This window comes from Pseudochrobactrum mosebachae (assembly GCF_048914685.1).
GTDB lineage: Bacteria > Pseudomonadota > Alphaproteobacteria > Rhizobiales > Rhizobiaceae > Pseudochrobactrum.
This window is the reverse complement of the sequence record NZ_CP128408.1, coordinates 956,210-976,579: the sequence shown is the minus strand read 5'-3', so window position 1 is coordinate 976,579 and position 20,370 is coordinate 956,210. Positions and strand designations below refer to the sequence as shown.

24 protein-coding genes, 1 tRNA gene and 1 riboswitch are annotated in these 20,370 nt (G+C 49.1%); of the genes, 15 read left to right on the top strand and 10 right to left on the bottom strand.

Annotated elements, in window-relative coordinates:
• Window positions 1–21 precede the first annotated feature (21 nt).
• Window positions 22–173: riboswitch (FMN riboswitch) on the bottom strand.
• Between the two features lie 112 nt (window positions 174–285).
• Together MP213Fo_RS04660 and MP213Fo_RS04655 are read left to right on the top strand one after the other, a co-directional pair.
• On the top strand, window positions 286–585 hold the full coding sequence (locus MP213Fo_RS04660) for a putative quinol monooxygenase (protein ID WP_421090496.1): 300 nt from the start codon (window positions 286–288) through the stop codon (window positions 583–585).
• 697 nt (window positions 586–1,282) lie between these two features.
• Window positions 1,283–2,683 (top strand): DHA2 family efflux MFS transporter permease subunit, encoded by a 1,401-nt coding sequence (locus MP213Fo_RS04655; RefSeq protein WP_421090495.1) that lies wholly within the window; start codon window positions 1,283–1,285, stop codon window positions 2,681–2,683.
• 73 nt (window positions 2,684–2,756) lie between these two features.
• Here MP213Fo_RS04655 and MP213Fo_RS04650 read toward each other — a convergent pair whose 3' ends face one another.
• Together MP213Fo_RS04650 and MP213Fo_RS04645 are read right to left on the bottom strand one after the other, a co-directional pair.
• Window positions 2,757–3,521 carry an RlmE family RNA methyltransferase gene (locus MP213Fo_RS04650; RefSeq protein WP_421090494.1) on the bottom strand — a complete coding sequence of 255 codons (765 nt, stop codon included), beginning with the start codon at window positions 3,519–3,521 and terminating at the stop codon, window positions 2,757–2,759.
• Complete coding sequence (locus MP213Fo_RS04645) at window positions 3,521–5,020, bottom strand: Ppx/GppA phosphatase family protein (RefSeq protein ID WP_421091010.1); 1,500 nt, start codon at window positions 5,018–5,020, stop codon at window positions 3,521–3,523. Before MP213Fo_RS04645 ends, MP213Fo_RS04650 begins: the two co-directional genes overlap by 1 nt.
• Before the next feature lie 467 nt (window positions 5,021–5,487).
• Between MP213Fo_RS04645 and MP213Fo_RS04640 the strand changes: the two genes are divergently transcribed.
• Window positions 5,488–5,561, top strand: a tRNA-Gln gene (locus MP213Fo_RS04640).
• Between the two features lie 414 nt (window positions 5,562–5,975).
• Here MP213Fo_RS04640 and MP213Fo_RS04635 read toward each other — a convergent pair.
• The 7 genes from MP213Fo_RS04635 to MP213Fo_RS04605 all read right to left on the bottom strand — a co-directional run bounded on the left by MP213Fo_RS04635 (window position 5,976) and on the right by MP213Fo_RS04605 (window position 10,030).
• Window positions 5,976–7,097, bottom strand: a complete 1,122-nt coding sequence (locus MP213Fo_RS04635) for a hypothetical protein (RefSeq protein ID WP_421090493.1) — start codon at window positions 7,095–7,097, stop codon at window positions 5,976–5,978.
• Window positions 7,090–7,359 carry a hypothetical protein gene (locus MP213Fo_RS04630; RefSeq protein WP_421090492.1) on the bottom strand — a complete coding sequence of 90 codons (270 nt, stop codon included), beginning with the start codon at window positions 7,357–7,359 and terminating at the stop codon, window positions 7,090–7,092. Before MP213Fo_RS04630 ends, MP213Fo_RS04635 begins: the two co-directional genes overlap by 8 nt.
• Before the next feature lie 171 nt (window positions 7,360–7,530).
• A complete protein-coding gene (locus MP213Fo_RS04625) occupies window positions 7,531–7,872 on the bottom strand; it encodes a hypothetical protein (RefSeq protein WP_421090491.1) in 342 nt (113 codons plus the stop codon).
• Entirely contained in the window at window positions 7,859–8,188 is a 330-nt protein-coding gene (locus MP213Fo_RS04620) for a hypothetical protein (RefSeq protein WP_421090490.1), read from the bottom strand. The genes MP213Fo_RS04625 and MP213Fo_RS04620 overlap by 14 nt, the downstream gene beginning before the upstream one ends.
• Before the next feature lie 275 nt (window positions 8,189–8,463).
• Window positions 8,464–8,778 (bottom strand): hypothetical protein, encoded by a 315-nt coding sequence (locus MP213Fo_RS04615; protein WP_421090489.1) that lies wholly within the window; start codon window positions 8,776–8,778, stop codon window positions 8,464–8,466.
• 16 nt (window positions 8,779–8,794) lie between these two features.
• Window positions 8,795–9,406 (bottom strand): type VI secretion system-associated protein TagO, encoded by a 612-nt coding sequence (locus tag MP213Fo_RS04610; protein ID WP_421090488.1) that lies wholly within the window; start codon window positions 9,404–9,406, stop codon window positions 8,795–8,797.
• Between the two features lie 9 nt (window positions 9,407–9,415).
• Entirely contained in the window at window positions 9,416–10,030 is a 615-nt protein-coding gene (locus tag MP213Fo_RS04605; protein WP_421090487.1) for a S24 family peptidase, read from the bottom strand.
• 657 nt (window positions 10,031–10,687) lie between these two features.
• Between MP213Fo_RS04605 and MP213Fo_RS04600 the strand changes: the two genes are divergently transcribed.
• From MP213Fo_RS04600 to MP213Fo_RS04550, 11 genes are all read left to right on the top strand, one after another.
• Window positions 10,688–11,173: a phage regulatory CII family protein gene (locus MP213Fo_RS04600; RefSeq protein WP_421090486.1), complete on the top strand. Its 486-nt coding sequence runs from the start codon at window positions 10,688–10,690 to the stop codon at window positions 11,171–11,173.
• Window positions 11,170–11,370, top strand: a complete 201-nt coding sequence (locus tag MP213Fo_RS04595; protein WP_421090485.1) for a hypothetical protein — start codon at window positions 11,170–11,172, stop codon at window positions 11,368–11,370. The genes MP213Fo_RS04600 and MP213Fo_RS04595 overlap by 4 nt, the downstream gene beginning before the upstream one ends.
• A complete protein-coding gene (locus tag MP213Fo_RS04590) occupies window positions 11,363–11,626 on the top strand; it encodes a DUF2312 domain-containing protein (protein ID WP_421090484.1) in 264 nt (87 codons plus the stop codon). Before MP213Fo_RS04595 ends, MP213Fo_RS04590 begins: the two co-directional genes overlap by 8 nt.
• 152 nt (window positions 11,627–11,778) lie before the next feature.
• Window positions 11,779–12,918 carry an MT-A70 family methyltransferase gene (locus MP213Fo_RS04585; RefSeq protein ID WP_421091009.1) on the top strand — a complete coding sequence of 380 codons (1,140 nt, stop codon included), beginning with the start codon at window positions 11,779–11,781 and terminating at the stop codon, window positions 12,916–12,918.
• On the top strand, window positions 12,915–13,400 hold the full coding sequence (locus MP213Fo_RS04580; protein WP_421090483.1) for a helix-turn-helix domain-containing protein: 486 nt from the start codon (window positions 12,915–12,917) through the stop codon (window positions 13,398–13,400). The genes MP213Fo_RS04585 and MP213Fo_RS04580 overlap by 4 nt, the downstream gene beginning before the upstream one ends.
• A gap of 106 nt (window positions 13,401–13,506) precedes the next feature.
• Window positions 13,507–14,025, top strand: a complete 519-nt coding sequence (locus MP213Fo_RS04575) for a hypothetical protein (protein ID WP_421090482.1) — start codon at window positions 13,507–13,509, stop codon at window positions 14,023–14,025.
• Window positions 14,022–14,237: a DUF3310 domain-containing protein gene (locus tag MP213Fo_RS04570; RefSeq protein WP_421090481.1), complete on the top strand. Its 216-nt coding sequence runs from the start codon at window positions 14,022–14,024 to the stop codon at window positions 14,235–14,237. Before MP213Fo_RS04575 ends, MP213Fo_RS04570 begins: the two co-directional genes overlap by 4 nt.
• Window positions 14,238–14,248: 11 nt before the next feature.
• Window positions 14,249–15,436: a hypothetical protein gene (locus tag MP213Fo_RS04565; protein WP_421090480.1), complete on the top strand. Its 1,188-nt coding sequence runs from the start codon at window positions 14,249–14,251 to the stop codon at window positions 15,434–15,436.
• Window positions 15,433–16,083: a transcription termination/antitermination NusG family protein gene (locus MP213Fo_RS04560; protein ID WP_421090479.1), complete on the top strand. Its 651-nt coding sequence runs from the start codon at window positions 15,433–15,435 to the stop codon at window positions 16,081–16,083. Before MP213Fo_RS04565 ends, MP213Fo_RS04560 begins: the two co-directional genes overlap by 4 nt.
• Before the next feature lie 185 nt (window positions 16,084–16,268).
• Window positions 16,269–17,057 carry a hypothetical protein gene (locus MP213Fo_RS04555; RefSeq protein WP_421090478.1) on the top strand — a complete coding sequence of 263 codons (789 nt, stop codon included), beginning with the start codon at window positions 16,269–16,271 and terminating at the stop codon, window positions 17,055–17,057.
• Between the two features lie 9 nt (window positions 17,058–17,066).
• A complete protein-coding gene (locus tag MP213Fo_RS04550; RefSeq protein WP_421090477.1) occupies window positions 17,067–17,471 on the top strand; it encodes a DUF2513 domain-containing protein in 405 nt (134 codons plus the stop codon).
• Window positions 17,472–17,973: 502 nt separating this feature from the next.
• Here the strand turns inward: MP213Fo_RS04550 and MP213Fo_RS04545 are convergent.
• Window positions 17,974–19,104: an HWE histidine kinase domain-containing protein gene (locus MP213Fo_RS04545; protein WP_421090476.1), complete on the bottom strand. Its 1,131-nt coding sequence runs from the start codon at window positions 19,102–19,104 to the stop codon at window positions 17,974–17,976.
• 587 nt (window positions 19,105–19,691) lie between these two features.
• On the opposite strand from MP213Fo_RS04545, the gene MP213Fo_RS04540 reads away from it, so the two are divergent.
• Window positions 19,692–20,363: a hypothetical protein gene (locus tag MP213Fo_RS04540; RefSeq protein ID WP_421090475.1), complete on the top strand. Its 672-nt coding sequence runs from the start codon at window positions 19,692–19,694 to the stop codon at window positions 20,361–20,363.
• The last annotated feature ends 7 nt before the right edge of the window (window positions 20,364–20,370 follow it).

The window sequence follows — 20,370 nt, the reverse complement described above, 5'->3', positions numbered from 1 at the left end:
CGGATATACCAGCGCCTGTGTCTTTGCTCTCTTTCATCCGGACTATACCGTCGGCTCCGGCATCGCACCGGATCTGCTGACTCTGAGAGTAAACCCTCAGACGCTCGCGGGCTCAAAGAGCAAATGCTCTTCATACCGCCGGTGGGGAATCGCACCCCGCCCCGAGAACAACATCGCACGGTATTGCGCGACAGTTTTTTATAGCGTCTACCTGTGCATATGTCGAGTGCACAGTGCGTTTCTCTTATTTGCATCTATTGACGGCAGCTATGACGGGACTAACCAATGTTATTAATTATAGGCACGATACGGTTGCCGGCTGAAAATCTCTTGAAAGCCCGAGCGGCTATGGAGCGCATGGTGCTAGCGAACCGTGCCGAGCAGGGCTGTGAAGAATATAGCTATGCTCAGGATGTGCTGGAGGCCGGGCTGATCCATGTGAAGGAAATCTGGCACGATCAGCAGGCGCTGGATCGGCATTTCGCATCAGATCACATCGCTGCATGGCGTGCAGTATGGCCTGAGCTTGGCATGACTGATCGTGATTTGCGTGTTTATGAGGTCGGGCAATCGCGCGCAACCTGAATAAGCGCGGCAAAACACGAGGCGGTATTTCTGCTTGTTCCAAAGCTTTCCCCGATAGGGGGCTAAAATACAAAAAGCCTGCCGCGGATATCACGACAGACCTGTGTAGCGTTACAGACATAGATAATGCTGTATTTATTCAGCTTCAAGCATCACTCAGATCGCCGGCATCAACCATTATGCGCTTATCCAAGCGGCCTACGGCAAAAAATCCAGCCCAATCACACTGATGGCAATAGCCGTATTCAGTGTAATGATCATCATGGTATAAAAAATTGCGCTTTTGGTGATCTCAGTCATCTCACACCTCTACGCATCGGCCCCTTATCGATGCTCTGCTGTTACAAACTATATTCTCACCAAATGTAACAGTGTGTTACGAGGGGCGCAACCCAAAACCGAAAATTTCTGACTTTTTACGATCTTGAAGACGCGTCAGAGCCTTATAATGCGGCGTTTCAGCCGAATTTCAGTGCTGTTATTTTTGTCGGCTTCAGTTCACAATCCCTTGATTTTAAATTCAAAATTGAACAATCTTGCACACAATTTATTGCCTGTTTTAATTTTCGTGATAATAAATAATTGACGGTAAATATCGTTGTCCAACCAGCCCGAACGCAGCCTGATTGCATGGTTTTTGGGGCGGTGCATATCAATATTTTCACTCTGTAGCTTACTTAGATTCAGGATTCGTAACGTGAATCGCATCATTCCTCTGGTTTTGGCTGTGGCACTGTTCATGGAGCAGATGGATTCCAATGTGATTGCGACATCACTTGCGGCAATTGCTGCGGATATCGGCACCAGCCCGATTGCACTCAAGCTGGCGCTCACTTCTTATCTGGTTTCGCTGGCTGTGTTTATTCCTGTCAGCGGCTGGATGGCTGATCGATATGGTTCGCGCAATGTGTTTCGTGCGGCTATTGGGGTGTTTGTGATCGGCTCACTGGCCTGTGCTGCCTCAAATTCTCTGCTGAGCTTTGTTGTTGCGCGGTTCTTACAAGGCATGGGCGGTGCAATGATGACGCCGGTCGGGCGTTTGGTACTGCTACGCTCAACGCCGCGCAATCAATTGGTCAATGCTATGGCGTGGCTCGCCATTCCCAGTATGGTCGGGCCGCTGGTTGGCCCGCCTGTCGGGGGCTTTATCACAACCTATTTTAGCTGGCACTGGATATTTTTGATCAATGTGCCGATTGGACTTGCAGGCATTTATTTTGCAACCAAATATCTGCCGGTTATTGAAGTGCTTGCGCCACGCAGGCTGGATGTCAAAGGTTTCATATTGTCGGGGCTTGCAATGTCTGGCGTGGTGTTCGGATTGTCAGTGGTGAGCCTTCCGGCATTGCCGCCGGTGATTGGTATTGTAACTCTGCTCACGGGCGTGATTTGCACCCTATTGTATATTCGCCATGCTAGAGTGGCGGAAAATCCGCTGTTGGATTTATCCCTGTTTAAAAACGATGTGTTTCGTATTGCTGTAACCGGCGGCAGCCTGTTTCGGCTGGGTATTGGCGCGATTCCGTTTTTGCTGCCGCTGATGCTCCAGCTCGGTTTCGGGCTTAATCCGTTTCAATCGGGCATGATTACCTTTGTATCGGCTGCCGGTGCGCTATGCATGAAATTTGGTGCAACGCGCATTTTTGCTCGTTTCGGGTTTCGTAACCTGATGATGTTCGGCTCGCTGGCTTCGGCGTGTTTTATCATGCTGAACGGCTTTTTCACGCCGCAAGTGCCTATGGCTTTTATCTTGCTGGCTTTGCTGTTTGGCGGGTTCTTACGTTCGATGTTCTTCACGGGCGTTAATGCGCTGGGTTTTGCAGAAATACCTGATGACAAAACCAGTCAGGCAACGCCGTTGAGCGCTGTTGCGCAGCAGGTATCCATTGCGATGGGCGTGGCACTGGCGGGTGTTATTCTGGAACTAAGCACAACAATTCGTGGCGCCAGTCTGCAACTGACAGATTTTCACATAGCATTTTTCATTATCGGCGGCGTTTCCGCATTGGCATATTTTTCTTTCGTAAAGCTGAAGCCTGAAGCAGGGCAGGAGCTATATGAGCGCAAATTTGCAACAAGAATGAAGAAGATCAAATAATGACGCGCAAATAAAAAGGCGCGGTTTACTGCGCCTTTTTTCAGATATCGCCAGGAGATAATTATCTCAAATATCAGTCGTCAGCGTCAGTTTCATCTTCATTGCGGCCTTTGAAATCACGGGCGAGCAAATAAAGTTCAACCGATTCCGCACGCGATGCCGGTGGCTTCACATGATGTACAGAACGAAAGTTCTTTTTTAGCATTGTCAGCAATTCATTTTCTGTACCGCCCTGAAAGGTCTTGGTCAGAAAGTGGCCGCCGGGCTTCAATACGGAAACAGCAAAATCCGCCGCCACTTCACACAAATGCGCGGTGCGCAAATGGTCTGTGCGGCGATGGCCGGTTGTTGGTGCCGCCATGTCTGAAATCACCAGATCAGGTGCATCGCCAAGCGCTTCCATAATCGCTGCCGGTGCATCATCATCAAGAAAGTCCATTTTCAGCAGTGTTACGCCCGGCAACGGATCGACATCAAGATAATCAATGCCAACCACATGCGGGTGAATATCGTTTGAGCCAACGATTTTAGCCGCGATCTGGCTCCAGCCGCCGGGTGCCGCGCCAAGATCGATAATCTTCTGCCCTTTTTTCAGGATATTATAGCGCTCGTTAATCTCGGTGAGCTTATAGGCTGCACGCGAGCGATAGCCATCGGCTTTCGATTGCTGCACATAAGGGTCGTTCAGATGACGCTCCAGCCAGCGGCGTGAGGTCTCTTTGATCGTGCCAGCCTTTTTCTTTACGCGCACATGCAGGCCGCGTGTGCCTGCACCGCCGCGTCCGCCCGTGGTATTGCCGAATTTTGACTTGCCGGACTTGCTTCCAGAACCACTCATTATGACTGTCTGCCTTTTGTCTGACTGTCCCTGTAGGAACTGTTCTTCATATATGTTTCTTTCGCCTGATGAGGACGGCGATGACGCCATGCCCCATCGCGGGACATCAGCTCGGTTAATATGCCTTCACGCAAACCGCGATCAGCCACAAGCAAACGCTCGCTAGGCCATATCTGACGGATCGCGTCAAGAATAGCGCACCCCGCAAGAACCAGATCGGCACGGTCTGCACCGATGCACGGATTGGCAACGCGGGTTTTGAAATCCCAAGACAGCAATTTGGCTGTCATGTCTGTTACATCCTGAGAGCCCATCCACATACCGTCTACACGCCGGCGGTCATAGCGGTCGAGCCCGAGGTGAATACCGGCAAGCGTGGTCACCGTACCGGACGTGCCGAGCAGATGAAAATGCGTGCTGTTTGCCAATGCGCCAAGTTTGTTTCGTTCGCTGAAGTCGTTCAGCATCATCGATACATAGGCAACCATTTCGGCGTAATTTTCCGGCGTTACATCACGGCCACCGAATTTTTCAGCCAAAGTGACAACACCAACAGGCAGTGAGGTCCAGGCGGTAATATGTTCTGCAAGCCGTGATGAGCGGCGGCAGGTCACATCAATCAGCGCTATTTCGGACGAGCCACCACCAATATCAAACAATACAAGCGCATCGGTTTCACGGTTTACCAGCGTGCCGCAACCCGAAACTGCAAGGCTTGCTTCAGTCTGCCGGTCTACGATTTCCAGCTCCAGCCCTGCTTCTTCGCGCACGCGTTCAAGAAACTCAACGCCGTTTATGGCAGAGCGGCAGGCTTCGGTTGCAATCAGGCGTCTGCGGCGGATATTTTTGCTTTCCAGCTTATCGCGACAAATTTTAAGGGCCTCAATCGCGCGGTGCATTGCCTGATCACTCAGGCGGCCGCTGGTGCCAAACCCTTCACCAAGGCGCACGATACGGGAGAATGAATCAACCACTCGAAACTGACCCGGACGGCTGGGTGTTGCAATCAACAGGCGGCAATTATTTGTGCCAAGATCAAGGGCAGCATAAAGTGGCGGCTCATAGGGCGCGACTTGTGGTTGCGGTATATGATTGCGCTGCTCGCTCTGGTCATGATGGCGCTGCGACGAGCCATTATTGTGACCTGAGGGATGGACGGCCTTCTGCGTATGAGATTGATTGCCATGGTGATTGTTGTGCGGGCGTTGTGTACTATTATCAATCTTTGCAGAACAGGCTCTGTACGCATGCCTGTTCGCAGATGATCCTGCCGCTGTCTGGCCGTTTACCGCAGCCTGTATTGCTGCCACATTGCTGTTCACAGCAGGATTATCCGGCGAATGCTTTTTACGACGTGGGCGGCGACGGCGGTTCGGGAGTTTTTTACCGCTCTTTTGTTCATCGCTTTTTAGTGTCTGCTCACCACGCGTTTGCGTATCAGCTGGTATATTTTTGCGAAGAGAAGAACGAGGTTCACCTTTCGCAGCGGAATGAACCATATCTGCGCTGGCAGGTTTGCCGTTTTTACGACGGCGCGCTCGTTTGCGCTGTTTTTTATCGAAGCGTCCTGATTCATCTGCCGCCTGTGACGGTGACAATGATCCGACAGGCAAACGGTTTTGCCGTTGTCCTGTATTGGGCGGTTCAGCGGAATCTTTTGTTCCTGCATTGCCACCCGACGCCCCGTTGATAGACACCCTTTGGGTGTGCAAATCGGGGTTCATCAAAATTTGTCCTTTTGGCACCGCGCGAACCGGTTAAGGACGCAGACATGGTGCAGGCTATTTCACGTTACCTTTAATGTAACAGCCCTTTGCCAAATTACCAAGAGGAATGAGAAATATGTGATCTGTGGAAAAATATATTGAAATCAGTGCAAAGAGGGTTTGCTTTTGTAAAAATTTCAATTATATCACCACCACGATGCAATGAGCGTCGCCGCTTCGCTCTCACTGAGCAGCGCTGCTGGGGAATAGTTTAATGGTAGAACGACGGACTCTGACTCCGTTAGTCTTGGTTCGAATCCAGGTTCCCCAGCCAATAAATATCAAGGACTTAGCTCCTCTTTTCCTTAAAACTCATGTCGCAGCCTCTGAAATTTGTCGCAACGTAACGTGTTGATTTGTAACGCGTTGCTACAAACGGCGGCAGCGGAACGCGACAAGGGCGCGACATAGATTCGGTCATTCAGCGTTTATTTTCATAATAAAAGAATCATCACATTTTTGTTTCCCACCGCCCTGCATCCACTGGATGGATTCCGTCAGCGTCAGGGCAGGGCGATGAGAATCGTATCTCCTCAGTTCGCCGGTGGTGATCGGCGTGTGTGGTGAACCCGACTGGCTATGCTCCAGTAACCTCCGGCTTAGAAGGCCAAAAGAAAGTCAATAATTACAGTGAAAGTTCCAATTTTCACCCCTCAAATTTGGGGTGAACAAAGGATGAAACTTGGAACTATTCATCACCGCTATTTCTGATGCGTTGCCGTCCTCTGCGTCTAGCTGCATCTGCTTGTCTTACGGTTTCTAAATCTACCGGTTGGTATGTCCGGTGGATGGCATTAGCAGACGATATTGAGTTTGCCATTTTGGCCGCTGTTTCGGAACTAGTTGCACCACCTGCCTGAGCTTCAATCGCTCCGGATCGCCTCATGTCGGCAAGTGTTCTTTTATCGCCTTTAAAACAAAGATCACGCACTGCACCGAAATCATCTGGCATAGTGAAACGTGAATAAACGGCTTTCGATCTATTCCGGAGAAGAGCACCGACCTCACAAGGCTCCATGATTAAATAAGTATCTAGCAGGGCTAAGGATCTGCGGCTAAGCGTTCCTATGGCTGCCCGACCCGACTTGGCTCTTTCCACGGGGAAATACCGGTTATCGCCTCGACCTTTTATTCCAGCGACTGTCAGACCTCTTAAATCAGCCGGTGAAAATTGGCTGTCCCACGCAAGTGCTATTGTAACGGCCATGCCGTGATAGCCAGTTCGCCATGCCGTCTTTACCAGCCGTACAGCTTCACCCTCACTCCATGCTGCGGATCGCGGGGCAGGCGCTGAGTTAGATATGCCTAATGATGGATCGGATTTGCCTGCGCAATATCCCATAGCATTGCAGACTGTCCACAAAGCCCGCCAGATTTTGATAGTTCTCCAAGCCTCACGATGTGAAACTGAATTGAATATCAAAGATCGGAAGCGGCTCAGTGCTTCCAGCGTAATTTCATTACTTGTGGGTGACAGGTCGCCAAATACGGGAGATATGCGTTTCCACGCTCTCTCCCATTCTTCACGTGTGCGCGGTTTTTTTGATAGCTTCCATTCATCCGTTGTGCGGTATCTGTCAAAAGCATCGCCGATTGAACGAGGTGGCCATGATGAGACTTGGTCTTGGCTTCGCCCTTGTCGATGGCGCTGCCACCGCTCATTCCATTGTGCTGCCGTTTCCCATGCATCGGGGCCATCAATGCCGCACCTAACGGCTGCGAAGCCGTGGGCACGCATTTCTTTCGTAGGCTGCCAATAACCGTATTTACCCTTTTTAACGACATAATAAGGGATATTGACGTTACCCACCCATTCTCTCCAATCGTGATGATACAAGCCCTATTGATGTGTCTTTGGCTGCAATTTTAGAAGCGGTTGTTTTGTGGCGCGATGAGCGCCATTCATCTATTGCATCAAGATCAAAATTTCCTGTGTCTGGATCTGATGGTGGAAAGCCTCGCGATAATAGCCTTGGTAATATAGCCTGGAAACGATCTATAGTAAGACCCAATCTTCTGGCGGCTTTTTCAGGTGGAATATCTTTAGGATCAACGATAAATCTAATGCTCATTCACCTGCCTCCAAATTCGGGGCGGCGGGGGAATGAGAGCATTTGGAAAGATTTAATCCAAAGCGGGGGATGATATTTGAAATATTAGACTTCATAACTTTACCCATGAGTATGAGAAGACAACCATGGCCATGAGAAAAGCAGCGGTTGTTGGATAATCTGACATCTATCTTATGCCTCAGTACTGCGACCGGCTGACAGAATAGTAACTGCATCTGCGATTATGAGACCCAGTTCTTTAAGTCCTGCGTAGCCGTTGTGGCAATTGACTGGATAGTCCTTGTCCCACTGAACCAGCAGCTCCGCTATTAGGGCTAAAATCTTTTCGCGGTTGCTTTGTTTATTTTCGGCGGCATTCACAAACGTTTGTAGAACTAGTGTCTGTACGGCAACGCGTTCCGGCAGGTTGTCGCCTGTCAGCAATGCTTTGTATGTTTCGATGATAACGCTGAGATTCACGGTGGTTGGCTCGGCTGTGTAGCTGACCTGCTCTTGGTCTTTAGAAACACTCATGCTGCGCGCTCCATATAACGTGGGCTTGCGCCATGATGTCGCCAAAGCGAACGCTGTTCATGACCCAGCGCGGAAATTCCATGCTGCCGTCTGGCTGATAATGAAATGCGACCTCATCAATGATCGGCTTCATGTTCTGAGTAGATGTATCCAAGCGATAAATCGCAATGGTTCGATAGCCTGCCGCTGTTATTGCATCGGCATAGGTTGCATCAGGTGTAAGAACCGGGTCGTAGTAGCGTGTTCCACTATATTCAGCGCGTTCAAATATGATGCGTTCATAAGCTTTCAATGGGATAGTCTGGCTAATTTGCATTGACACCTCTAATGGATTGCTCGTTAGAAATGACCACACGGTAGGTAATATCCGTTTTATTGCGGTCCATTCTACGGAAAGGTGTCGTATCGGTAGTACGGGATATATCCCGTGTCAAGCCATATGCGGGACATATCCCTTGAGTGGAGATGCAGTTATATGCTCGATTCTAAGAATCGTGCGTATGATACTTGCCATTAAATCAGAAAAATGGGTGAGGGGAGGCAATGTTTGCACTACTTTGGCATACATACGATCGCCGAGCCGTAAACAGTTTATCGATTTAGTTCTGGCGCTCCAGATAAGCGAAATAAAAATTCGCTATATGGTAGTCGTAGCAAAATTGTGCCTTTTTGGGCTATTGTGCCTGCAGTTATGCCTCGGCAAATAAGGCTTACGCCTCCCTGCGTGCGATTACAGATAGCATCAGGGCTATCAATAAATTTAGCATTGTGCAGCCCTAGAACAATTGCCGTCACACCGGCTGGTAAGGCACCTATTGGTTGAATTACGATTACACGAATTCCTGCTAGCCAGATGAAAGCTACTAATAAAAAAAATACTGGTAGCCCGATGAAAAGCTTACGCATTGAATGATCCTATAGATTACCATTTACATTCATCACGGAGAGGCTTGATCGCTGCCTCTAACCCCGTAAGGTCAAATGTTGCGGTAAATGCACTTTCATTAAATGGCGTCATACGGACGACCATTTGCTGTTTTCCAAGCATTTGCTTAATCATCGGAATAGATTTTCCACCCGTCCATAGTCCGAGGGAGCGATTATTTGTAGACTCTGACATGCCTATTATTTGGGCTTTATCGCTATCAAGGCGGTAGGTAACATCGCCATAGCCATTGTATTCGCTAGATGTCATATGACATTGGGTGTTTATAAACAGCGCTGTCTTTTGTTCTTGGCATCGAAGTATAAGGGTTATTTTATCGCCTTTATTCCAGCCGCAATTCACTATCTCTTCAGACGCAAGCTGAAGTGTTATGTTTTTGTCGTCTGTTAATTTTGATGTTGTGCTTGTAGGAGACCATTTGCCTGCTGTTTCAGTAATAAGTACAGACTTAGGTGTTCTTCCCGCCTCATTGTCGTAGCAAGCAAGACGATCCAGATCGTTTTCTGTTTTAATGCATTTGCTATTTTCAGCGCTGCTCATTGAAGTTAACATGAGCAAAACGGCCCCCGCCGTTAGAAAACCCCGCATAATGTATCCTTATATATCTAAAATTGTACGACGCACTTTTCCAAAAATTTGAGGTGTGTTTCCTTCTCTCGGGAAAATAGGTTCGTGCTTTGGATTGCTCGATACAGGTTCAAATCTATCTGGATTTGAGCGGTATCGTTTATAGGTTGCTCGCCCATCATCATCGAAAATGATGTAGCACGCTCCAGGGAGTAGCTTTGAATCGCGTCGATTAACAAGAATTATAGAATCCGGCGGTGAAATTCGATCCATAGAATCTCCTTCCACGCGTAAAGCTACCCAGTCACCAAGCGGTAAATCAGTAACGCGCATAGTTGGGAAATGATCGAGCGTGTCAATGACGCAAGTATCTCTAAAATTTCCGGCACTGACCATTGAAATAATCGGTACCGCTATAGCATCTTTGTCTTCAGTGCCGAATGCTAGCCACTCCGGTGAAGTATTCAAAACAGCTGCAACCTTTATGAGAGAATCGAGACGAGGTAAACCTTTCGCACGTAACCAGTCACGGATCAGATCAGGGCCGTGGCCAGAAGCTAGGCCGACAGCGCGCATAGATATTTTTAATTCATCTATACGCTGCTTGACGCGCTCAACGATCTCTTTTTTTAGGTTTTCTGTCATGGCGGGATTATTCCCGTAAAAGAGTTTGCATTCCAGCGGGACATAACCCGTTGACAAATGCGGGACATATCCCGTATTTAGTGCAAATGAACACTGTTGATGCATTCTTGTCCCTTATCGATACATATTGTTCTTCGGTAAAATTAGCCGAGGCAACGGTTTCGTCACGGCTATTCAATGATGGAAAGCGTATAGCGGGAATACGCGGCGGCTCTGATATCGGCGTACGTCGATTACAAGTTGCATTTCATTGGTTTTCAGATCACTGGCCTGAAGGCGTCGACTGGCCAATTGACATCCCTCGACCTAAGTGTGCAGTGATTTCCTTTAGTGAATCCTTAGAAATAAATGAGGTGGTGCAATGATCCTGCCCCCTCAACAAACACACCATCCACGTGCCTGTCACGGAAATCCCCCGTTTAAATCTTTCCTGATCCTCTGCCGCTTCCTCCCACGGCAGATGTTGGCCTGCCTTTGCGCTTTTTTCCCTCTGAGCGCGAAGGCAGGTGTTTTTAAAAATTTAATTGACGCCAGGAATATTAAGCGTTTAAAATTATCACAACGCCCATCACCCAACGCCTGGGGGCGGAGAAAAGCCTGCCAGAGAGATTCTACCCCCGTAGCTCTTGAGATAGGCTTTTTCTTTGAGGTGGCGCTATGAGCGCCCTTCGTCCCACAAGCGAACAACAGCGTCGGCAATTGAAGGCAACTGTACGTCGTTTGCTTGAACTCGCTGGCGGCGTCACAAGCTTTGAGCATGTGACCAGGGTTAAAGCGCCGGCACTTTCCAAATATGGCTCTCCTGATGATACGGCAGCACATATACCGGTCGATGTGGCTATGGATCTGATGCTAGATACCGGTTCAAACGGTATTGTGTCAGCCATGGCTGCAATGCTTGGTTATAAGCTTGTCGCACTTGAATCTGACGGGCAGGGCGCTGTTCTTCCGACGATAACCGATATTGCACATGTTGTGCGCGATAGCAGCGATGTTGTCGATGCGCTAGCGCATGCGCTTACCGACGGTAAAATATCGGCTGCCGAAGAGCGTGAGATTTCTAATAAAATTGAAAAGAGCGTGCAGGATCTGCGTGCCATTCAGCGCAAAGCGAAAGAGGCTGCGACTGGTGGTGCTTCATGACGCGCCGATTTCGCATGCACGGCGCAGAGCCGTTTGTTTCTCATTCCCGATATGGCGCGGCGCGTTCCAAAGCCGTGCTTAAAAAATATCCCAACCATGCAGACCGGCTGGCACGGCTGACTGTTGAAGGCCGCTTGCAAAAGCACTGCCTTGCGCCCGTGCGTACCGATCTCAAGCGGAGGCAAGATCATGACTGATGAAATTACAATGGAAAGCTCACAGACAATTGCAGTCGGTCAGCTTCGTGCCTTCATCGAGCGCATTGAGCGGCTTGAGGAAGAAAAGAAGACGATTGGTGATGACATTAAAGAGGTCTTTGCCGAGCTGAAAGCCACAGGTTTCGACAGCAAGGCAGTGCGAACCATCATTCGTCTTCGCAAAATGGAGCCGCATGAGCGCCAAGAGGAGGAAGCAATGGTGCAGCTCTACATGGATGCGTTGGGCATGGTTTAAGCGGGGAGATGATGATGAATACAACTTATGACGCATATAATCTTGCGCCAGTGTCTGTGTCCGTGAAGGCGAAAAAACCTATTAAACGCGAGGCTCCAGCCAAGGCCAAGCCTTCTGCTTATCCGGCGCATCCGCTAGCTGATCTGTTTCCTATGATTGCGGAAGCGGAGCGCATAATGCTGGCCGATGATATTACCGCGCACGGGCAGCATGAGCCGATTTTGTTACTTGAAGGCATGGTGTTGGATGGCCGCAACCGGCAATGGGCTTGTATTCATACCGGAATCGCGCCGGTTTATGCTCAATATACTGGCGACAATCCGTTAAACTTCGTGCTTTCCAAGAATTTACATCGCCGTCATTTGACTGAGAGCCAGCGTGCTCTCATAGCAGCGGCCATTGTGGATTGGGAGTTTGGTATCAATCAAAATACGGCTGATAGTGCAAATTTGCCGACCCATCGTGCAGCCAAAGCGTTATCAATTTCTATCCGCGCAGTGTCGTCTGCAAAGCGTATTCATGAGCATGGTTCTCCAGAGCTGCTCGCCGCTATCCGTGAGGGCCGCGTGTCAGTGCATGCGGGTGAGGCGCTCTCAGAGCTGCAGCATGCTGAGCAATGCAAGGTTCTGCGCCAAGAGCAAAAGCAGATTGTTGCCAAGGCAAAGGAAATCCGCACCGAAAAGCAGAAGCTGAAACACACAATTCGTTTAGCGCATATGGCGATTGTTGCGAGCGCTGGCAAAGCGACCGCACCTGATCAGCTGTTGAGGCGCTATCCGGTATTTTATGCCGATCCACCTTGGAAGTTCAGCGTTCGATCTGAGGAAACCGGCGGTGATCGTAGTGCAGAAAACCATTACCCGACCATGGAAACGGATAAAATCTGTCAATTGATGGCGACACTAGGCAATCCGGTTGCAGATGATGCCGTGCTGTTTTTATGGGCAACAAATCCGATGCTTCCACAGGCTTTACAGGTCATGGAAGCTTGGGGCTTCCAGTATGTTCATCATTGGATCTGGGACAAAGCCGTTGCCGGAACTGGTTATTGGGGACGCGACCGCCATGAGCTGCTGTTGATCGGCAGGCGCGGCGATGTGGTGGCGCCACTGCCTGGCACCCAGCCTGAGACAGTGCACAGCGAGAAAAAGGGGCGGCATTCGGCCAAACCTGCATTTTTTGCCAAGCAGATTGAAAAGCTTTACCCGGGCGTTCCACGATTAGAAATGTTCTGCCGCACACCACGTGCCGGCTGGGATGCATGGGGATATGAAGCGGGAGGCGCATCATGATTGTCGCATCCTATCGCAATACAGAGAGAGGCATTCGCGCTGCACGTCATAACTCAGTCGTTTTGCCTTTTATTGCGCCCGTTAAACCGCACTTGTTTGAGACCGATTATTCATTGGTACCACTGGCAGCGCGCAGATTTGAACGATTTATGGATGCTGTCCGTGCTGAATTGGCCGCTCGCCACCTCATCAATGAGCAAAGCCGATATCGCGCGAATTTCGAGCGGATCGTACAACGGTTAAGTCGTGTCTTTCAGGTGAGCATAGTTGATCTGCACTCGGCACGATGCGACCGAAAGGTTTCGCAGGCCCGACAGGCGATTTACTATTGGGCATGGAGGCTGACACGGCTTTCCTCACCTCAAATTGGCAGGCGGCTCGGCAACCGCGATCACACCACAGTTTTGCATGGGGTCTCCGCCTATCAGCGCAAGCGGGCGCAGATGGGACGGCACCTTCGCACATTAAGGAAGGGCGGCTGATGAAATCGCGTCCGGTCTATTACGATATTATCGCGGTCATTCTGGTTACACTTGCGGCCTATGGGCTGCCGCTGGGCTATCTCTGGCTGAAGTTTGGGGGCTGGTTATGAAACAAGACAGCCTTGAACTGCGGAAAATCAGAGACAGGCACAGCAGCTTAGGCGGGGCTGAATGGCTGTTATCATCCAATGGCGAAGTGACGATTGTTGAGGCGCGGACAGATGGTGAGCCGAATGAGGTTGCACGCTTTCATCGCAATGCCACGCCGGATGAAATCGACTTTTTTGCCAATGCACCGCACATGGTGACGTTTTTGCTCGGGCTTGTTGATCGCGCCATTGCAGCGGCACGCAAGGCCGCGCCGCAGGCTCCAGATCAAGCGCCAGGCAAGACTCTCAATTATGCGGCAGAAGCAGCCATGAAATGTGAGGAGGCCGGTTTCCTAGCTTTCCTTGAACAATGCCACGGGCTTGAACGGCCATTGACGCAAGATCGGGCGGCACAACGGTTACGCTCGCTGTTTGGCGTTACATCCAGAAAAGAGCTGAACAGTAACAGCGCTGCTGCTCAGCGGTGGCGCTCGCTGCGTGGTGATTACGATGTATGGCGGAGGGACGCGCAATGAGTGATCCGGTTAACAATCCAAAGCATTATACCAGCCATCCATCAGGCGTTGAGTGCATCACTGTCACTGAGCATATGGGCTTTAACCTCGGCAATGCGCTCAAATACATCTGGCGGGCTGATTTGAAGAATGACGCGATAGAAGATCTGAAAAAAGCACGTTGGTATATTGATCGTGAAATCTCCTTACGTGAGCGGGGGGAGACGAAATGAGCATTGCAGTTATGTCCCGTCTATTCAAGGTTCAGCTAGGTACTGCAGGACGTAAAATGCTGGCTATTCGTTTGGGCGATTTTGCGGACGATGAAGGACGTGGTATCTGGCCGTCAGTTGGACGACTTGCAATTGAAACAGACCTGTCACCACGCCAAGTTCAGCGATTGCTGGCCGATTTTGTGACGGAAGGCCTGCTTAAAATCATCAAAGAAGGTGGCGGCGGACGCGGTACAACGACACGTTATGACTTCGATATGGATGTGGTTGAGCGTCTGATTATTGAACAAAAGACCAATATTAAGGGTGACACCATGTCACCCTTAGAAAATCTTAGGGTGACATCCATGACAGTTAAGGGTGACATCCACGACAGTTTAGGGTGTCACCATGTCACCCAAACCGTAATAGAACCATTAGATAAACCATCAATTGAGAGAGAGGTGCGCGAAAGCAATTTTGAAAAAGATCAGGTTGATGAACATTCGACCGATGATCCTTCAAAGTTTGAACGGCGCGTCAAAAAGATTGCTCACGACACACAGTGGCACAATTGGGCAAAATCTCCGACTGAATGGGCTGTGAAGCAATTTGCCAAGCTCACTGATGCGGAGCGTGCTGAGGCTGAACAGAAAGCGATGGCTTATGCGCGGCACTGCGGCAAGCAAGTTGTTCCACTCAGTATATATTTCCGAGATCGTAAGTGGGCAGACCTGCCAGTAACTGTGCTTCAGGCACTGGAAGCGGATGAGGCAAGATCATCTGGTGTGCGTAAAGCTGCTGCACCATACGGCAAGATGTGGGGTGCAGGCCGCATGGCAGAGTTGGTGGCTGGTGCAAAGCCGCTCACGCGTCCATCAAAGTTCATTGAGAGCATGATCTTGCAGGGCGGTGACGTGGGCGCACGTTACAAACGTGATTGGCTAATGAAGGCAGGGTTTCCAAAGGTTGTCGAAATGCACGAGGCGGCAAAATCTCGTCGTGGTTATATCGTCGATGAGCGGTATCTCGCTGTTTGTGATCACATGGAGCAGGTGCGGGTAGGCGGAGATCTATGGGCGCAATGGCGTGATCTACATGAGAAAAATGGCTGGTTGTGGTTCGACGAATGCGATGTGCCTGAGTGGGTTTGGTTCCCTGCAGGCGGAGCTGAGCTGCTAAATGATTTTAAAGAAATGCTTTCAGAGGTAGTGAAATGATGATGCCAAACAATAAAGCTTTTGAAGAATCACGCATCCTTGAAACGGCAAAAAGACTGGATGAACGCAACCCAGACCGAATCAATAAGCGCATGCAGGACAAGTTTTTGGCTATTGCTGCAGGTGATGAACAATCGAACAAGCAGTGGTTTGTTCTTCGTACTGCTCACAATAAAGAAAAAGATGTGAGTAATTCTGTTCAAAGCTTTGGCATTGAGGCCTGGTTGCCCGTCAAAACCCAGATGCGTTCTGTCAAATACACCATGAAAAAGAAGCCCGTTGAGGTGCCAGTTTTTAGCGGATATCTGTTCGTAAAAGTGGTGCCTTGTGCTGAAAGTTGGGTTGGATTATCGCGTATTAAGGGAGCCGTTTCTTTGATATTTGGACAACAAGGCGCACTTGTAGTCAGCGATCAATATATGAGTGATCTCAAGTGTTTGACTGACGTTGGCTTATTCGAGACTTCAAGATCAATACCACGTTATGAGAGCGGAGAGCGGGTGTCATTCCCTGTAGGGCATGGGGGTGTATTTGAGGGTGTTATTGATGGCTATGTTGGTACTCGGGCAGTACGTGTTCTTTCCTTCATATTCGGGCAGGAAAGAGTAATCGAAGTGCCTCTTGCCAATTTAATAAAAGCAGCATAGCTCTTTTAGCAGGGACGACCTGTGGACTGTGGAGCGTAAAGCTTCCGACACGGTGAGCAGTATAAGTCGGCATTTACCGCATTGAGCTCCCCACGGATCCCGGAGAAGCGACTGATAAGATCAGCAACCGCTTCTCCCCAAGTGCGAAGCTATGAGCGAATTTCTTCAACTCAGAAAATCCAATTATGCTCAACGTCACCTCATCATTGAGCGGCCCGTTGCAATCAGATGGGCCGGCTGCATATCTTAACTTTGATACGAGCAGCTGGGAGCGGGAGCTTAATCGCTTTGAGCGTGAGACTATCCCGAAAGCCATGATTATTGCTTTGAACCGCACAGCTGCTGTTGGCCGATTGGCCGTGCAGGATGAGATGGAAGCCAAGCTTGATCGCGTCACTCCATTTGCTAAGCGTGGTGTCGCCTATGAACAAGCGAGCAGCTCCAAACTATCAGCAGCTGTTATCATTGCAGGTAAATCATGGGCTAAGAATTCAACACCGCCGGCCAACTATCTGACACCGCAATTCTTTGGTGGTCAGCGCAATCTTAAATCCTTTGAGCGGCAGCTGATCAGTGCAGGGCATATGACTAAGGGGCTTTATGCGGTACCGGCGCGCGATTGTCCGCTTGATCAATATGGCAATGTTCGTGTGGCTTTGATTGTACGGATACTGGCCGACCTGCAAATTACGGAACGAACAGCAGGTTATAACCGCAAGCGTACCGAGGCATCTACCAGGCGCAATGCCCGCTATAAGAACGCGCGGTTCTTTGTGCCAGAGCGCGGATCACATTTGCACCCGGGGGTATGGCAGCGAAACCCGATCGACAATTCAATTAAGCCAATGCTGTTGTTTGTACGCATGCGCTCTTACACGCGAACCATAAACTTTCACGAGACAGTGCAGCGGGTGGCAGAAGAACGCTTTGGGCGATATTTTGCTGAGGCAGTTGGCAAGCTCAGTCATAGTTAGGGTGATCAAATGCAAATTGAATTAGATTTGGTGCGTACCATTCTTTTGCATCTTGAGGCTGAATATTATGGGCATGCTATTACTCAGATTATTTTACCAGAGTGGACAGATGATCAGATTATATACCATGTCTGGTATCTGGGGTGGGCTGGTTATATCTCAGTGCGGATTGATACCCTGCCTGATTGTTCAAAGCCACTTAAACAGAGAATGGTATATTTCATTTATAGCCTGAACTTAACTGCGCATGAGTTTGCGCAAGATACCCGGTGCCATAAACGTTGGATGGATATCAGGGCCATCGCTTTTGATCTTGGTGTTGATGGGCTTCGGCATGTACGATCTATCGCCTCTGCTTATGTCAATGCACATATTTCCAGCGAGCTGCGTATTGTGCCTGATCGGCATCAATGAAAGCGATGAACCACCAAGCCACTAGACCAATCCGGTTGCTCAGGCCTTTCCCAACATTTGGGGTCCTTCCTGACGCATGTTGGTCACGGGTATTTCGCACCGCAGGTCTTGGTCAGTCTGAGCCTGAATTTGAAGCCTAAAGTCGAGGGCTAAAGAACTAAAGTCGAGCTTTACGATATCCTACTACCACTGAGGGTTCTCGAATGATGGTTAGTATTATTTATAGGATTTGTGATGCGAGTGTTTGTGTTATGGCTTTAATTTTTGTGGTATTTTAGATGGATAGCCACTTGGTTCCATGTTCATCTCATATGATTGTGTGCCGGTGTTCAGCAGCTACACAAAAGATATATGAAACACTAATGAAAACGCTAACTCGGTTTTGAATTATTTTTCAGTGGTAACATTCAATAACCAGTCAGGTTGCATTACAATCGGAATAGCTTGTGTAAAAGTGCGTAAATAAGTTAATGAGCTATCTACGCACTTATAAAAGCGGTCCCTATGGTTGTATTTCTTGACGGGTCGGTTTGCATTCTGACGAGCGCCTTCCAGAGCTATAAAGGCGTCCCTCTTGCTGGACCTGCTGCAATGGCGCTGTGAAGATTGCTTGAATACCCTCTGGGTTAAACGTCATATCCGAGCCGCCACTTCCTGACAAACCCATGCGTATAAGCCTAGAACCAAAGCCTTTTGTTTCTGGCATGATTACGGAAGGCCCATCGCGCTCAGTCCATTCTAATTGTAGGAGTTGCACACTGTTTTCGAGTGTAATTTTCCAAGACAGATCAACGTACCCTTGATCATTAGATAATGCCCCGTATTTCATCGCATTGGTGGTGAGTTCATGAATGAGGAGCGAAGTGGACATTGCAGCTTTGGGGCCAATCATGATTGGTTTACCGCTAATATTTATTCGATTTTGTACGCCCAGTGCAAAGATAACAGCCTCAACTATTTGCTGAACAGTGCCATTCGATGTAGCACCCAAGCGTAATACATCGTTCGCACTTGCCAAAGCATGTAGTCTTCTAACAAAAACCGGAAGGGCTTCGTTTATATTTCGACGTTTAAAGGTTTGAGTAGCCAATGCTTGAACAACGCTAAATGTGTTTTTTATTCTATGGGCTAATTCCGAGTTTAATACAGCAGCATTTTTAACGGCTTCAACCTTGGCTGTCATTTCAATAACGGTATCAATCATGCCGAGAACTTTCCCTTCCTCATCGAGGATAGGGCTATAGCAAAATGTAAAATAGCACTGTTCTGAATATCCATACCTATTAATAGCTAATGGAAACTCTTCAATATAGGTCGCTTCACCTCGAAATGCTTTTTCAACAATTGTCCCAATTTCATTCCAAGATTCCTTCCAAATCACATCGAATGGCTGCCCCATCACGCTGTGCTTTTCGCCCAGAATTTCACTGAAAGCATCATTGTATAGAGTTATATAATGCTCCCCCCATACAATTGCTTTGGGAAAGCGTGAAGCTAACATCATCTGTACAGCTGTTTTTAATTGTATAGGCCAGAAAGCTGGCTGTCCTAATGGGTTTTTATCCCAATCTAGGCTTCTAATAAGCAATGAGGATTCGCCCGTGTCGGGCAAGAAATAAAGCTCATTAAGCAATGGCAGTCTCCAAATAATAAAGATAATCAGGGCGTCAAATTTCCAATTCGTCCCTTAATAGGAGCTGGCGCTTTATTTATATTAACACGTTGCAAAACAATAAAAAAGCGGCTCAAAAGTCTCCTTTGATTAGACTTATCTAATAAAGCTCACGCTCTTTCGCTATGCCGGATCTTGATCTTTACCAAATACTCCTCTTTTATAAGAGCCTTGGTTATCATTGATACACGTTTGCGCTGCACATCATGTGGAATGTTCAGGTTCAAAGCATGGGTACCCGCCTTTCTTACTCAATCATGCACTCGTGCAGATTCCTTGTTTGACCTACTATTAACAACGCCGCTGATTGCCTCGCTCTGGTCAGTCGTAAGACCGTCAGCAACGCCTTCCCCCAGGCGGTTACTTCCATTCCATCACAACCGGAGCATGGTCTTGATGGCAGGATCAGTAGTATAGCCCAATACTATGCAAAGTCAGAGCTATCCGAGGCGTCTGCAATCAATGTTGCTTGAGTAAGTCATCGAAGTTGAAACCAAAAATCAGGGGAATAAAATTCCGGCTGTGACTGAGGGAAAGCGATTGCGGCTATGCTGACAGATCAGACGCTGAGCAAAGGCGAGTTTGCGAAGCTAATCAATGTTTCTGCCGGTCGGATCTCGCAATATATTGCCTCAGGCCAGATTGGCCCTGATGCGCTGCAGGGCGAGGGACGCAGTGCGCGCATTGTCGTCGATCGGGCACGGCGCCAGCTCAATGGCCGACTGGATGTTGCGCAGCGTGTCGGGCTGAATGGTTTGAGCACACGCATAGCGATGGCACCGGTTGAGCAAGCAGATAACGCTCCGCTGCTCCAACAGCCCGATAAGCGCCCGCTTGAGACGTTCCAGACACAAAGCGATCTGGTTGCAGATCAGATTGCACGCGAAAAGCTTGAGCAAGCCAAAATGGCAACGGCGCGGATCAAGCGCGAGGAGGCCCTGGCCTCAGGTCGGTTTATTCTGGCTGATGAGGCAAGGTCCGAGCTGACACGCGGGGTAGCTATGGCTTACCGTGTCATGGAGGGTGGATTGTCTGATATGGCCACGCATCTGGCGGGACGGTTTGAACTCCCGCAGCGCGATATTTTACATCACCTGCAGCAGGCGTTTCGCAAAGTGCGTGAACGCGCAGCGCAAGGGTTTGCAGAGCAACAGGCAATGGTGCCGCAAGTGTTAGATGATCCTGATCTGCTTGATGAGGGGGATCACCAGAGCGATTGAATGGTTG